Genomic DNA, 13,593 nt, shown 5'->3' on the forward strand with positions numbered 1-13,593 from the left:
CACAACGGTCAGAGCCAACGGGCCGACGGTTGGGACGCCGAGTGCTCTTCGCCGGCGGCGCGGGCGCCGCAGTGGCGACGACGGTGGCCACCCTTGCCGGTGCCGAACAGACGGGATCACCGCCCGTCACGACCGTACGGGAGGCCCCGCTCAGCCTCCGGGACCCGCGGGTCGGCTGCCGGCTCGACGGCAGTGACGAGTCGGACAAGGTCACCACCGCGCTGAACCTGCTGCCGGCCGGTGGCGGGGAGATCTTCCAACCGGTGGGCGCACTCGGTCTCGGATCGGAGGTCCGCTTCCCGACGAGCGTGACCTGGACCGGCGAGAACATCGGCGCGGCGATCATCCAGCCGGCCCCGGGCTACACCGGTCGTCTGGTCTCGAGCGGTAAGTACAACCAGATCTCCAACGTGCACTTCTACGGCATGCGGACCTCCAACGTGCTGTTGACCATCAGGGGCCCCCGGTCGACCTTCCATCACCTGCACTTCGGCAACTCGGGCAGCCACGCCATCGAGTTCCTCGGCAAGGACGCGGACACCAGCGCCCACGCCAACAAGATCACTGATATCAACATCGAGGACTGCCTCGGCGTCGGCATCCTCGTCAACAAGGTCGCGTACGACAACGAGTTCCTCAACGTCTGGGTCGGTGAGTGCCAGACCGGCATACGGCTGCTGGACAGCGCCTGCTTCTTCGACAATCTGCATGTCTGGGGTTGCCGGGGCAACGGCGTGGAGCTGCGCGAACCCGCCCATCGAAACATCTTCCAGAACGTCTACCTGGAGTCGAACGGCACGAGTGGCACCGGCAGCGGCGCCGACCTGCGACAGGTCTGGGGGACCCAGTTCATCGGCGGCCGGCTGTGGCGCAACGCCACCAACGGCATCGAGGTCTCCTCAGCCGGGCGTACCCGGATCATGGGGCTCGACATCCACGACAACGGCGCGAACGGGATCCTCGGCCGTGACGCCGACATGTGTCAGGTGATCGGCAACCAGTTCTACGACGACGCGACGCCCCGCCGCCAGGACCGACCGATCATGACGGTCGGCGCCAGCAACAACTGGATCGTCACCAACAACGTGATGCGGGCGTTCGACCACCGGTCCGGTGGCGCGTCGCTGGCCGGGGCCAACAACGTGGTCAACGGAAACATCGGCTAGCACCGGCGGGCGGCGGATGCTCGCGGTTCTTCCGCCGCCTCGCCGGGCAGTGGCGTCGGCGACCGTCGTACTCCGGCGGTCGCCGACGGCGTGCTCAGCGCTCGTCGCCGCCGCGGTCGCGGCGCACGGTGGCCTTGCGGCCCTTGATCGTGCTGGAGCGCAACCCGGAGATGACCTCGTCGGCCACCCCCTGCGGCACCTCCACCAGTGAGAACCGGTCGGCGATCTCGATCGAGCCGATGTCCCGGCCGCGGATGCCGGTCTCCCCGGTGATCGCGCCGACCAGATCCTGCGGGCGCACCCCGGCGCGTCGACCCAGGCCGACGAAGACCTGGACGGTGTTGCCGCCGCCGGAGCGTGGCCGGCCCCCGCCCCGCCGGTCGCCGCCCCGGCCGCCGGCCTCCGGTCGACCCTCACGCGGCCCACGGACCGGAACCTGCGGGATCTCCTCCTCGTCGTCGGAGCCCGGCGACGTCACCTCGTGGGCCAGCTTCACGGCGGCGAGGGCGACCTCCATCAGGTCGAACTCATCGGTCAGCGTCTCCACGATCACCCGGAACGGGTCGAGGTCGTCCTCCAGCAGGCTCTCCCGCAGCGCCGCCTGGGTCAGCTCCAGCCGCCGGGTACGCATGTCGGCCACGGTGGGGATCTTGTCGATGCTGATCCGCTGGCCGGTCACCCGCTCGATGGTCTTGAGCATCCGGTGCTCACGCGGCTCGGCGAGGGTGATCGCCACGCCCTCGCGACCAGCCCGACCCACCCGACCGATCCGGTGCACGTACGACTCGGGGGCGGACGGCACGTCGTAGTTGACCACGTGGGTCAGCTGCTCCACGTCCAGCCCACGGGCCGCCACGTCGGTGGCCACCAGCAGGTCGGCGGTGCCCGCCCGCAGCCGGCCCATGACCCGGTCGCGCTGCTCCTGGCTCATGCCACCGTGCAGCGCCTCGGAGCGGTAGCCCCGACCGTTCATCGTCTCGGTCAACCGGTCGACCTCTTCGCGGCTGCGGCAGAACACGATCGCCGCGGTCGGGGACTCCACGTCCAACACCCGACCCAGCGCGGCCGGCTTGTGCGCCCGGGTCACGATGTACGCGCTCTGCCGCACCCGGGGCGCCTCACCCGCGACCTGCTGCTCCCGGCCGATCTCGATCCGCACCGGTTCGCGCAGGTGCTGGCGGGCCATCCCGTCGATGCGCGACGGCATGGTGGCCGAGAAGAGCACCGTCTGACGCTGCGCCGGAGCGTGCTCCAGGATCGCCTCGATGTCCTCGGCGAAGCCCATGTCGAGCATCTCGTCGGCCTCGTCGAGCACCACCGTGGCCAGCCCACCGAGGCGCAGGGTGCCCCGGGCGATGTGATCGAGGGCACGGCCCGGGGTGGCCACCACCACGTCGACACCGCTGTCCAGTGCCCGCAACTGCCGCCCGATCGGCTGCCCACCGTAGATCGGCAGCACCCGCGCGCCCAGGTCCTTGCCGTAACGGTGGAACGCCTCGGAGACCTGTACCGCCAGCTCCCGGGTCGGCACCAGCACCAGCGCCACCGGGTCGCCGCCCTGGCGGTGTGCCGCCATGAGGTTCAGCAGCGGCAGCGCGAACGCAGCCGTCTTGCCGGTGCCGGTGGCCGCCTGACCCAGCAGGTCCCGACCCTCCAGCAGCGGTGGGATAGCCTCCCGCTGGATGGGGGTCGGCTCCTCGTACCCGAGGGCGGCGAGCGCGCCCAGCAGCTCGGCGCGGAGCCCGAGCTCGGTGAAGGCGCTCACCTCGTCGGTGCCGTCGGGGGTGGCGTCGATCGGTGCGTCAATCGGTGCGTCGTGCTGTGCAGGTGCGGAACTCATGTGCCAAGCCTTTCATTACGCCGTGCGAGCCGCTGCGCCGACCGCCACAAGAGCTGTCCCCGAGCCCGTGCTGCGGCTGTTCCGCGACCTCGACGCCGGCCTCGATCAGGCGTCGGTGGTCAGGATGGCCAGCACCATCACCGCGGCCAGGGCCACATCGAGCACCACGCAGAACTCGGCGTAGCCGCGCGGCACCACCCGGCCGTTGCGGTGCGCCAGGTCCCAGCCGGCGTGCGCCAACCACCCGAACGCCACCAGCCAGGCAGCGGTCCGCCCGCCGGCCATCACCGCGACCAGCGTCAGGGCGACCCAGATGGCCAGGCCAGCGAGTTGGGTGGCGAGCACGCCCCGCCCGCCCAGCGTGCGGCGGGCCACGCCGATCAGCAGGTAGCCGCCGGGCAGCACCAGCATCGTCCACGGGCTGAGCACACTGGGGTCGACCCACATGTCCACGGTCAGCAGCAGCGCCAACCCGGCCGGCCAGTGGTGGGCGAGCGCCGCCACGACCCGGTGTCGGCGTACCGGCGCCGACGCCTCGTGCCGGTGTCGGAGAGCCACCAGCACCATCGCGGGGATCATCAGCAGGTGACCGCCGAGCAGCAGCGCGTCGGCGTCGATCAGACCGGCCCAGAACGGCACGAGCAGCAGCAGGAACGGGACGTACATCGCGGCGGCCATCTCGCCGACCGCGTGCCAGCGGTGCGCCCGGTAGCGCATCCCCACCGTCATCCCGACGGTCATATTCGTGGCCATCACCAGTGCGGCGACCTCCGGCCGGGCCAGCGCGTCGCCGACGCCCAAGGCGGTGCCGGCCAGCTCCCACAACGGCCCGAGCAGCAGCATCCCGGCGACCATCGCCACTGCCATCTCGCCCAGATGCCACAGCAGCCGCCGTCTGCTGCTGGCCGGTGCCGCGGCGGTCGGTGCCGCGGCGGTCGGTGTCGGGGCCGAGGGGGTCGGCTCGTCGGTGGGCAGGGGCGCGGGCGACGGTACGGCGGTGAGGCTGTCCGCGTACATCCGGGTGTTTTCCATGCCTCGACCCTGCCGGTGACCCCGGTGTGGGCGGCAGACCCGTTCGTCACGGGAAAACGGCGCGGACCGCACGGCCCGACCGTGACAGTTCGCATGGGTGGACCGTGCGGCGGGCGGTCCTAGGATCGGTGCGTGGCGAGCGAGGCGGTGACTCCCCGGGCGGACCGCCGGCTGCGTCGCGCCCGGCGGGCGACGCTGGTGTCGCTGGCCACCGGCGTCTGGGCGAGCGTCCTGCTACCGGCGGTCGGGCTGACCCGCGAGCCCGACCCGGGCCGGGTGACACTCGGCGCGGTCGGCATCCTCGCCTTCGTGATCGCCCAGACCGTCGTGCTGTACGCGGCCGTGACGCCGTGGCTCGAGCCGCGCTGGCGGCGTCGGGCCGAGCTGAGCCTGGTCGGGGTGGCGGTGCTGACCGTTCCGCTGGTGGGTCCGGTGGCGGCCGGCAGGTGGCCGACCTGGGCCTGGCTCGGTGCGGCGCTGATCGGCATGACGCCGCTGCTGGTGCGGTGGCGGGCCGGGCTGGCGGTCGCGATCGGCGTCCTGGCCGTGGCGGTCGCGGTGGCCTGGTGGACCGGCGGTTCCGTTCCGCGCCACCTCGCCGTGACCGGTGGGATCGGCGCGGCAGTGGCCGCCGTCAACGGGTTCCAGGTCTGGTTCTGGGACCTGCTCGTGGAGGCACGGCAGGGCCAGGCCGCCCAGGCGCGGCTGGCCGCCGCCGAGGAGCGGCTGCGCTTCGCCCGCGATGTGCACGACGTCCTGGGGCACCGCCTCACGGTGATCGCGTTGAAGGCCGAACTCGCCGCCCGGCTCGCCCCGGTGGACCCGGAACGGGCTGGGAGGGAAGCCGCCGAGGTGCAACGCCTGGCCGCCTCCGCGCTGAGCGAGGTACGGGAGACCGTGCACGGCTATCGGGCCGTCGACCTCGACGAACAGCTCACCGCGGTGGTGGGGGTGCTGCGCTCCTGCGGTGTGCGGTGCACGGTTCTGCCGCTGCCGGCGGACCTGCCGCAGCCCGCCGCCATCGAGCTGGCGGCGGTACTGCGCGAGGCGAGCACCAACGTGCTGCGGCACAGCCGGGCCGACTGGTGCCGGATTCGCATCGATCGGGAGGATGACGTGGCCAGGATGACGGTGGCCAACGACGGCGCCGACGACCGCGGCCCGGACGCGCACAGCCACGGCCTGCGCGGGCTGGCCGACCGGCTCGCCGCCGCCGGGGGCGAGTTGCGGGTACGCCGGGAGGACGCGATCTTCACCCTCGAAGCCACAGTGCCGGCGCCGTCGTGATCCGCGTTCTGCTCGCCGACGACGAGGACCTGATCCGGGTCGCCGTCGCCGCGCTGCTCGGCCTGGAACCGGACATCGAGGTGGTGGCACACGCCGCTGACGGGAAGACAGCCGTCACCGCGGCGCTGGCGCACCGTCCGGACGTGGCCGTGGTGGACCTGGAGATGCCCGGCCTGGACGGCATCGCGGTAGCCGCCGAGCTGGCCCGGGTCCGACCTGACTGCGCGGTGGTCGTGCTGACCGGCCACGGTCGTCCCGGGCACCTGCGCCAGGCGTTGACCGCAGGCGCACGGGGGTTCCTGCCCAAGGGCTCGCCGGGTGGGGCGCTCGCCGACGTGATCCGCCGGGTGCACGCCGGAGGTCGTTACGTCGACCCGTCGTTGGCCGCCGACGCGTTGACCCTGCCCCCGTGCCCGCTGACCCCTCGGGAACTGGAGACGCTACGGCTGGTGGAGGTGGGTGCCCCGGTCGCGGTGATCGCCCGTCGGGTGCACCTGTCCACCGGAACCGTGCGCAACCACCTCTCCGCCGCCGTGCAGAAGCTCGGTGCCACCGACCGGGCCGAGGCGGTGCGCACCGCCCGGGACAACGGCTGGCTCTGACCCCCGGCCTGAAGGGTGTGGCGCGGTTCCGATCTGTGGCGGGTGGCGTGGACCGCCCGGCTAGCGTGGGCGCGTGCGTACGGTGGAACTGGTCTGCTCGCCCGGCCTGGAGGTCGCGGTCCGGGCGGTCTGGGGTCGGCTGGCCGCCGCCGGATTGCCCAGCCTGGCCCGCAACATCCACCCGACCAACCGGCCGCACCTCACCCTCGCCGCCGTCGACGAGTTCCCGCCGGGGGTCGAGCACCGCCTGACCGACCTGTTCGACGCCGCGCTGCCGGTGCCGGTGACGCTCGACCGGGTCGTCGTGCTCGACGGCAGCGCCCCACTGGTCTGGCTCGTCCGACCCACTCCGGCGCTGACCGCGCTGCACGCCGCCGTCTGGGACGTTCTCGCCGAGGCCGACGGACACCGCCCGTGGCATGCGCCCGACGCGTGGGTGCCGCACCTGAGCCTGGCTCTGCGGTTCCGCAACGCGGACCTGCGGGTGGCTCGTGCCGTCGCCGGTGGACAGCGCCCGACGGGCGACTTCGACGCCGCCCGCAGCTACGACGGCACGGACCGGTCGGTGACCCCGCTGACCGGCCGCGCCTGAGGTTGTCACGCGTGTTCCGGAACCTCAGTTGCTGCCGTCGCCGCCTCCGCCGCCTCCGCCATCGACCCCGCCGCTGAGGTCACCGCCGCCACCGCCGCCCGCACCGCCGGCGTAGCCGTGGCGGCCGTCGACGAAGGGCAGGTCGCCGCGAATGCCGGCTGGTTTGGGCCGCTTGCCCGGCCCGGCGAGATGTTGCAGGCAGACCCGGCCGGAGACCGGGAAGCATTCGCCACGGCCTCCGCAGTCGGCCAGGTAGCGGTTGCCATCGCGGATGTCCAGTTCCTGGTCCACCCGGAACAACAGGGGAAGGCCGGTCGGGCCGCACCCCTCGTCCCGCCGGCCGTGGCCCAGCGTGGCGAGCAGGAGAGGCCCGCGACTGGCGTCGGTCGTGTCGCCGCTCCTCGCGGCCGTCGGTCGGTGATGCGTAGAGCGCCCGAACGCGGCGTCGCAGAAGGTGGCGTAGTCCCGCGCATGGAGGGTCAGCTCCTGCCACAGATCGTCCACGACCACCGAGGGCATGGACAGCTTCGCGCTGGGCTGGCGGGCGATGATCCGGAACCACTGCCGGGTCGCGGTTTCGACGAGAACGAGGTCGTCGTCGCTGAGATGGGGGTAACGATTTCGTAGATGTTGACGTCCGCTGGCAGGAAACCGCAGTTCGGACACGGCGCGGAGTCGGCGAGGGGTGCGGTCGCTTCTGAACTTCGTCCAGATCATCCGGTTACTTCTATCCGCCCGGGGGTGCAGGCGCTAAGGCCTCGACTTGCCGAAGTGGCGCCGCGGCTCCTTCCAGAGTAGGGCAGTAGGCAAGCAGGCCGGCCTGCCGTTTTTCTAGACTGGGGCGATGAGCGTTGCCACCGACGGTCGGGGGATGTCCGAGCTGGCGGCCCTGCTGGCCGACGGCACCCGGGCCAGCATCTGTGTCGCGCTGCTCGACGGGCGGGCGTGGACCGCCGGCGAGCTGGCCCGGCGCGCCGGTGTCGCCCCGTCGACGGCCAGCGACCACCTCACCCGACTCGTCCGCGGTGGGCTGCTCGTCGAGGAACGGCAGGGCCGGCACCGTTACCTGCGACTGGCCGGGCCGTCGGTGGCTCAGCTGATCGAGGACCTGGCCGGGCACGCCCCGGCCACGCCCACCCCGACCGGGTCGCTGCGCGCGACGACCGCCACCGCCTCCCTGGCCTACGCCAGGACCTGCTACGACCACCTCGCCGGGCGGCTGGGCGTGCTGGTGTACGACGCGCTGCTGGCCGAGCGCCGGCTCGACCGGTCCAGCGGGTTGGCGCTGACGCCCGACGGGTGGGCCTGGGTGGCCGGGTTGGGCGTACCCGTGGAGGTGCTGCGCGCCGCCCGCCGCCCGGTGGTCCGCGACTGCCTGGACTGGACCGAACGCCGCCCGCACCTGGCCGGAGCCCTCGGCGCGGCGCTCTGCCGCCGCTTCACCGACCTGGGCTGGATCAGCCCGGGCACCGGCCGCGCCGTCCGTCTCACTCCCACCGGCCGCCCCGGCCTGGCCGCGGCACTGTCCATCCCCGAACACACCCTCGACCCGCCGGCAGCCCCGCCGCCCACGAGCGGCCGCGCCTGACCGGCGAGCAGCAGGTGACCGCGGCGGGATCGTTCGGTGCGGGGCGAACGGTTCGCGCCCTACGGTCGGGCGGTGACTGACAACTGGCCGCACATTGCGCCCGCCCCGGGAACACCGGCGTGCGGGCCGCCCTCGTTCGAACCGGAACGCGGTTGGTGGGTGACCCGGCACGCCGACGTGCGGGCGGCGCTGACCGACCCGGCGTTCCAGGTGCCGGCCGTCGACACCGGTCCACCCGGCACCCTCGCCTGGCTGCGCGCCACTGTCAGCCGGTTCAGTCCACAGCGACGGCACGCCGAGCGTCGGGCGGTCGCGGTGAGCGCGCTGGCCCCGCTGGACCCGGACGACCTGCGACAGGACGCGGCACGGCTGACCGTTGCCGTTCTCGACCGCGCCAGGGTCCGCGTCGACGTGATGCGGGAACTGGCCCGGCCGGTTCCGCTGCGGGCGTTGGCCGGCCGCCTCGGTTTCGCTGATCCGGCAGCCGCCGGGACGGCGGTCGCGGTCGTCGCGGCGGCGTACCACCCGGGGGTGGACCCGGCCTTGACCACGCGGGCCGACCGGGCGGTGACGGCGCTGCTGGCGCTCGCGCCGCAGGGTCAGCCGGAGGTACGGGCGAACCTGATCGGTCTGCTGGTGCAGGCGTGCGACGCGACCGCCGGCCTGATCGGCGCCGCCACCCATCATCTGCTGCCCCCGGCCGCCCCGAGAGCTGCGGCCACGGCGCGGACCGCCGACCTGCTGGCCGAGGTGCTGCGCCTCGACCCACCGGTCCGGGCCACCCGGCGGGTCACCGTCCACGGGGTACGGCTGGGCGGGCAGGATCTGGCGGCCGGAAGCCCCGTGCTGCTGCGCTTCGACGCGGCCAACCGTGACCCGCGGGCGTTCACCGAGCCCGCGGCGTTCCAGCCCGGTCGAGCCGGTGCCGGGCTGTTGACCTTCGGGTCGGGGGAACGGGGTTGCCCCGGCGACCGGCACGCTCTGGCGCTGGCCACCGGGGTGCTCGACGTGCTGCGGGAACGCTGCCGGCGCGACCCGACCCCGCTGCGCCACGAGCCGCACCCGACCCTGCGGGTACCGACAACTCTGGAGGTGAGCGTCCGATGAGCGAACGTCGTGCCGCGTTCCACGCCCTGCACCGCGCCGGCCGTCCCCTGCTGCTGCCCAACGCGTGGGACCACGCCTCGGCGGCGGCGCTCGCCGCGCGCGGACATCCGGCCATCGGCACCACCAGCCTCGGGGTCGCCGCGACCGCCGGCCTTCCCGACGGCGTCGCGGCCACCGCAGCGGAGACCCTCGCCCTGGCCCGCCGGCTGGCTCGGCTGCCGGTGCTGCTCAGCGTGGACGTGGAAGGTGGCTTCAGCGACGACCCGGCGGAGGTCGCCGAGTACGTGGCGGAGTTGGCCGGGCTCGGCGTGGTCGGGATCAACCTGGAGGACGGGCGTGCCGATGGCACCCTCGCCGACACCGAGGTCGCCGCTGCCAAGATTGTGGCCGTGAAGACGGCGGTGCCGGAGCTGTTCGTCAACGCCCGCACCGACACCTGGTGGCTCGGCGTGGAGGACCCGCTGCCGCAGACCCTCGCCCGTGCTCGTGCCTACCGGGTTGCCGGTGCCGACGGGATCTTCGTGCCCGGGACTGTCGACCTCGCCACCCTGCGCGTCCTCACCGAGCGGATCGACGCTCCGGTGAACGCGCTGTACCAGCCGGGCGGCCCAGGGCTGGCCGAGTTGGGCGACGCCGGGGTGGCCCGGGTCAGCACCGGCTCGCTGCTCTTCCGGGCCTCGCTGGGTGCCGCGCTCGCCGCCGCCGACGCCGTCCGCGACGGCGCGCCCACCACCCCGGCGGGACTGCCGTCGTACGCCGAGGTGCAGGCCCTGGTGCCGACGGACGGCGACTGACGGTGGCTCGGTGCGTCGTCCACGCTCCGTTCGGGGGCAAATAGGAGGATTGTTCGGTCCGTTCCGGTCCCGATGATTACGGTGTGTTTCAGGGCGATCCACCCAGTGCCGTGACCGGAGAGAGGGACCCGTCATGCGAGTGCCCAGCCGTAGCCCGGGACAGCAACCCGGTTCGCCTCCGTCGCCCACCGCTCCAGCCCGCCGACGACCCTCCGGTGCGACCCCCCGCCGCGTTCCCGCTCCTGCCCCCGACCTGCCCGCTTACCGGGCCGCCGTCGCCGAACTGCTGGTCGAGGTCGGCGCCCTGGCAGACGCGGCGAGCACCCGGGCCCGGCAGGTGCTCATCGACGAGCGGCTGCGGGAGCCGGCGCTCGCCGCGGTCCTCGACGCCACCCCGCAGGGGCTGATCGGCGCGCGCGAGACGTTGCTGCTGGAGATGGCCCGCTACCAACCGAACGACCGCACCTCGGCGACCGACCTCAGCGCACTGGTCCGGATCTACCTGCTCTCCCGCATCGACGTGCTGTGGTGGCAGGACGCGCCGACCTTCGTCACTGACGACCAGGTCAACGGCAGCCCCGAGCTGGTCGACCTGGAGTGGCTGCGCCGCCGCGACCTGCTGCGCTTCCGCTATCAGGAGCAGCCGGCCACGATACTGGGCCGGGCCGCCCGCGGGCTGCGTCGCCGGCTGCGACCCGATGCCACCCCGCGCACCGCGGGGCTGCTGTTCCGCCGTGCCCGGCGCGAGGTGGTGGCGCTGCTCAACGACATCGGACGGGAGTTCACCGCCGTCGCGCCGCCGGCCACCCCGCCGCTCTGGGTGACCAGCCTGGTCCGCAGCGCCGAGCACCAGTACCGGCTGCGCCGCCTGGGCTACGCGGCGATGCTGCCCAGCGGGCACTGCCTCGGCTACTCGGCCGACGTCGAGCTGGCCTGGTTCGAGCGGTTCGGCGCGCGCGAGGCCCTAGCGGAGTTGCTGCTGAGCAGGCAGGAGGCCGGTGAGCTGAACCTGATCGACGAGGGGCAGGCCTGGCACCTGTGTCTCGCGCCGACCGCCCGGCGTCGCCTACGCCGGGCGTACGAGGCCGAGATGGGGGTCTGAGCCGGTGTGCGGCATCGCGTTGAGCATCGGCCCCGAGGCCGACCCGGCGACCTTCCGGCGGATGCTCGCCGCCCTGGCCCCGCGCGGCGAGGTCACCGAGACCCGGTCCGAGAGCGGGCTGCTCGCCGGCACCCGCCGGCTGCGGGTCGTCGACCGGGACCGGGCGGTGCAGCCGTGGACGTCGACCGACGAGCGTTGGCTGCTCTGCTTCAACGGCGAGATCTTCAACTACCGGGAGTTGCGGGCGCAGCTGACCCGCCTGGGGCAGGCCTTTCGCACCGAGAGCGACACCGAGGTACTGCTCGCCGCGTTCCAGCAGTGGGGCGAGGCGGCGGTCACCCGACTCCGCGGCGAGTACGCCTTCGCGGTCGTCGAACGGGCCACCGGCCGGGCGTACCTGGCCCGCGACCCGCTCGGGGTCAAGCCGCTGTACTGGTCCCGTCGACCCGGCTGCCTGCACCTCGCCTCCGAGGTCAAGGCGCTCGTCGGGCACGGCGCCCCGATCGCCGAGGTGCCGCCCGGGCACCACGGCTGGGCGGAGGCGGACGGGCACGTGCGACTGAGCCCATACCTCGACCTGCTCACCATCGGCGACGGCCTGCCGGTCATCGACGACCCGGACGAGGCCGCGCTGCTGGTCCGCGCCGCGCTCAGCGACGCGATCCGGATGCGGGTGGAGACCGACCTCACCGTCGGGGTGGTGCTCTCCGGTGGGCTGGACAGCTCGTTGACCCTGCGGCAGGTGCGCGACATCCACCCGGACTGCGTCGCGGTGACCGTCGGCGTGGCCGACAGCCCCGACGTGGCGTACGCCCGGCGGCTCGCCGCCGACCTCGACGTGCCGCACGTGGTGGTCGAGCTGCGACCGCGCGACATCCGGCTCGCCGACGTCCGCGAGGCAATCCGGATCTCCGAGCTGACCGAGTACGGCGACATCATCAACGCGGTCGTCTCGGTGCCGATCTTCCGGCGGCTCCGCGACCTGGGTATCAAGGTGGTGCTGACCGGCGACGGCTCCGACGAGCTGTTCGGCGGGTACCCGATGTACCACCAGGTCGCCCCGGCGGCGGCCCGCCGACTGTTCCTGCACCGGATCCGCAACCTGTGCCGCACCGAGTTGCAGCGGGTCGACCGGGCGGCCATGGCCTACGGCGTGGAGGCCCGGGTGCCGTTCCTCGACCTCAGCGTGGTGGAGCTGGCGATGCGGTTGCCGGTGGATCTGAAGCTGCGTCACGGCCAGGAGAAGTGGATCGTCCGGCGGGCGTTCGCCGACGTGCTGCCGGACTACATCCTCCGCCGTCCGAAGAACCCGATGTCGTACTCGTCGGGGTTGCACGAGCGGGTCCGGCTGTACAAGCCGCTCTTCGCCCGGCTGCACCGCTCCTTCGGCTACGACCTGCAGGAGCCGGTCCGTCGGGACTTCGACACCGTGCTGAGCCGCTGCGGCAACGACCTGGACCGGGCCATCGCCGACGGGCTGACCCGACCCGACTACACGGTCCTGGAGCACGCCCGCGACCTGGTCGGCGCGGCCAAGTGGAACGCCGCTCCGGTGGTCCGCCGGCTGGTCGGCCCGCGCCCCGCCCGCCACTGACGGCCGCCCCGCACACCACGCTTGACTCTGACACGGTGTCAGGGACGAGTGTGAGGGGACCATGTTCACCATCGGAGACTTCGCCAGACTCGGCCGGGTGTCGGTGCGGATGCTGCGCCACTACGACAGCATCGGCCTGCTGCCCCCCGCCAGCGTCGACCCGCACACCGGCTACCGCTTCTACCGGGCCGACCAGCTGCGCCGGCTCAACCGGGTGATCGCCCTCAAGGAGTTGGGCCTCACCCTCGAACAGGTGCGCGCGATCGTCGACGACGCCGTCGACGTGGCCGAGCTGCGTGGCATGCTGCGGCTGCGCCGGAGCCAGTTGGCGGAACAGCTGGCCGCCGACACGGCCCGGCTCACGGCTGTCGAGGCGAGGCTCCGAATGATCGAGTCGGAGGGTCGGATGACCACCCAGGACGTCGTCCTCAAGGAGATCGCGCCGGTCCGCGTCGCGGAGCTGACCGCCGTCGCGCCCAGCTACCAGGGCGAGGACATCGGCCCGGTGATCCAGCCGCTCTACCCGGAGTTGTTCCGCCGGCTGGCCGCCGCCGGGGTCACGCCGACGGGGCCGGGCATCGCCTGGTACGAGCCCGCGGACCCGGGCGGCGACGCTGTCGTCGTACACGCCGGTGTGCTCGTCGACGCCGAGCCGTCCGCGGCGCCCGACGTCACGGTCCGCGACCTGCCGGAGCTGCGCAACGCTGCGACGATCATCCATCACGGTGCGATGGACGACGTCGAGCCGAGCATGCAGGCGCTCGCCCGGTGGATCGAGGAGAACGGCTACCGCACCGACGGCTTCGCCCGGGAGGTCTACCTCGACTACTGCCCGGACACCCCGGAGAAGGGCGTCACCGAACTTCAGGTCGCGGTGTACCGCGACTGA

Annotated in this window: 13 protein-coding genes; 10 read left to right on the forward strand and 3 right to left on the reverse strand. The window is 73.1% G+C overall.

What is annotated here, in order from left to right; translation table 11 throughout:
* Positions 1–29 precede the first annotated feature (29 nt).
* Entirely contained in the window at positions 30–1,166 is a 1,137-nt protein-coding gene (locus tag GA0070561_RS08180; protein ID WP_167362357.1) for a right-handed parallel beta-helix repeat-containing protein, read from the forward strand.
* 94 nt (positions 1,167–1,260) lie between these two features.
* Here GA0070561_RS08180 and GA0070561_RS08185 read toward each other — a convergent pair whose 3' ends face one another.
* Together GA0070561_RS08185 and GA0070561_RS08190 are read right to left on the reverse strand one after the other, a co-directional pair.
* Positions 1,261–3,006 carry a DEAD/DEAH box helicase gene (locus GA0070561_RS08185; RefSeq protein WP_244166117.1) on the reverse strand — a complete coding sequence of 582 codons (1,746 nt, stop codon included), beginning with the start codon at positions 3,004–3,006 and terminating at the stop codon, positions 1,261–1,263.
* Between the two features lie 105 nt (positions 3,007–3,111).
* A complete protein-coding gene (locus GA0070561_RS08190; RefSeq protein ID WP_208603708.1) occupies positions 3,112–4,038 on the reverse strand; it encodes a hypothetical protein in 927 nt (308 codons plus the stop codon).
* Positions 4,039–4,170: 132 nt separating this feature from the next.
* Between GA0070561_RS08190 and GA0070561_RS08195 the strand changes: the two genes are divergently transcribed.
* From GA0070561_RS08195 to GA0070561_RS08205, 3 genes are all read left to right on the forward strand, one after another.
* Complete coding sequence (locus tag GA0070561_RS08195; protein ID WP_091397779.1) at positions 4,171–5,325, forward strand: sensor histidine kinase; 1,155 nt, start codon at positions 4,171–4,173, stop codon at positions 5,323–5,325.
* Positions 5,322–5,927: a response regulator transcription factor gene (locus tag GA0070561_RS08200; RefSeq protein WP_091397782.1), complete on the forward strand. Its 606-nt coding sequence runs from the start codon at positions 5,322–5,324 to the stop codon at positions 5,925–5,927. Before GA0070561_RS08195 ends, GA0070561_RS08200 begins: the two co-directional genes overlap by 4 nt.
* 73 nt (positions 5,928–6,000) lie before the next feature.
* Complete coding sequence (locus GA0070561_RS08205; RefSeq protein WP_091397786.1) at positions 6,001–6,519, forward strand: 2'-5' RNA ligase family protein; 519 nt, start codon at positions 6,001–6,003, stop codon at positions 6,517–6,519.
* 24 nt (positions 6,520–6,543) lie between these two features.
* Here the strand turns inward: GA0070561_RS08205 and GA0070561_RS33515 are convergent, their stop codons facing one another.
* On the reverse strand, positions 6,544–7,236 hold the full coding sequence (locus GA0070561_RS33515; protein ID WP_091397789.1) for a glycine-rich domain-containing protein: 693 nt from the start codon (positions 7,234–7,236) through the stop codon (positions 6,544–6,546).
* Positions 7,237–7,363: 127 nt separating this feature from the next.
* Between GA0070561_RS33515 and GA0070561_RS08215 the strand changes: the two genes are divergently transcribed.
* The 6 genes from GA0070561_RS08215 (at position 7,364) to GA0070561_RS08240 (ending at position 13,593) form a co-directional block, all read left to right on the forward strand.
* Positions 7,364–8,107 (forward strand): ArsR/SmtB family transcription factor, encoded by a 744-nt coding sequence (locus GA0070561_RS08215; protein ID WP_091397792.1) that lies wholly within the window; start codon positions 7,364–7,366, stop codon positions 8,105–8,107.
* A 72-nt stretch (positions 8,108–8,179) separates the two neighbouring features.
* Positions 8,180–9,214: a cytochrome P450 gene (locus tag GA0070561_RS08220; RefSeq protein ID WP_244166118.1), complete on the forward strand. Its 1,035-nt coding sequence runs from the start codon at positions 8,180–8,182 to the stop codon at positions 9,212–9,214.
* A complete protein-coding gene (locus tag GA0070561_RS08225; protein ID WP_091397798.1) occupies positions 9,211–10,008 on the forward strand; it encodes an isocitrate lyase/PEP mutase family protein in 798 nt (265 codons plus the stop codon). The genes GA0070561_RS08220 and GA0070561_RS08225 overlap by 4 nt, the downstream gene beginning before the upstream one ends.
* A 133-nt stretch (positions 10,009–10,141) precedes the next feature.
* Positions 10,142–11,110, forward strand: a complete 969-nt coding sequence (locus tag GA0070561_RS08230) for a DUF5715 family protein (protein ID WP_091397801.1) — start codon at positions 10,142–10,144, stop codon at positions 11,108–11,110.
* A 4-nt stretch (positions 11,111–11,114) separates the two neighbouring features.
* Positions 11,115–12,704 (forward strand): asparagine synthetase B family protein, encoded by a 1,590-nt coding sequence (locus GA0070561_RS08235; protein ID WP_091397804.1) that lies wholly within the window; start codon positions 11,115–11,117, stop codon positions 12,702–12,704.
* A gap of 61 nt (positions 12,705–12,765) precedes the next feature.
* On the forward strand, positions 12,766–13,593 hold the full coding sequence (locus tag GA0070561_RS08240) for a MerR family transcriptional regulator (RefSeq protein WP_091397806.1): 828 nt from the start codon (positions 12,766–12,768) through the stop codon (positions 13,591–13,593).

The sequence above is a fragment of the Micromonospora saelicesensis genome, from assembly GCF_900091575.1.
GTDB lineage: Bacteria > Actinomycetota > Actinomycetes > Mycobacteriales > Micromonosporaceae > Micromonospora > Micromonospora saelicesensis.

Excerpts from the sequence above, each read along its gene's own strand:
- GA0070561_RS08215 (WP_091397792.1), top strand. The coding sequence starts at position 7,364 with ATGAGCGTTGCCACCGACGGTCGGGGGATGTCCGAGCTGGCGGCCCTG.
- GA0070561_RS08225 (WP_091397798.1), top strand. The coding sequence starts at position 9,211 with ATGAGCGAACGTCGTGCCGCGTTCCACGCCCTGCACCGCGCCGGCCGT.
- GA0070561_RS08190 (WP_208603708.1), bottom strand. The coding sequence starts at position 4,038 with ATGGAAAACACCCGGATGTACGCGGACAGCCTCACCGCCGTACCGTCG.
- GA0070561_RS08230 (WP_091397801.1), top strand. The coding sequence starts at position 10,142 with ATGCGAGTGCCCAGCCGTAGCCCGGGACAGCAACCCGGTTCGCCTCCG.
- GA0070561_RS08240 (WP_091397806.1), top strand. The coding sequence starts at position 12,766 with ATGTTCACCATCGGAGACTTCGCCAGACTCGGCCGGGTGTCGGTGCGG.
- GA0070561_RS08185 (WP_244166117.1), bottom strand. The coding sequence starts at position 3,006 with ATGAGTTCCGCACCTGCACAGCACGACGCACCGATTGACGCACCGATC.
- GA0070561_RS33515 (WP_091397789.1), bottom strand. The coding sequence starts at position 7,236 with ATGATCTGGACGAAGTTCAGAAGCGACCGCACCCCTCGCCGACTCCGC.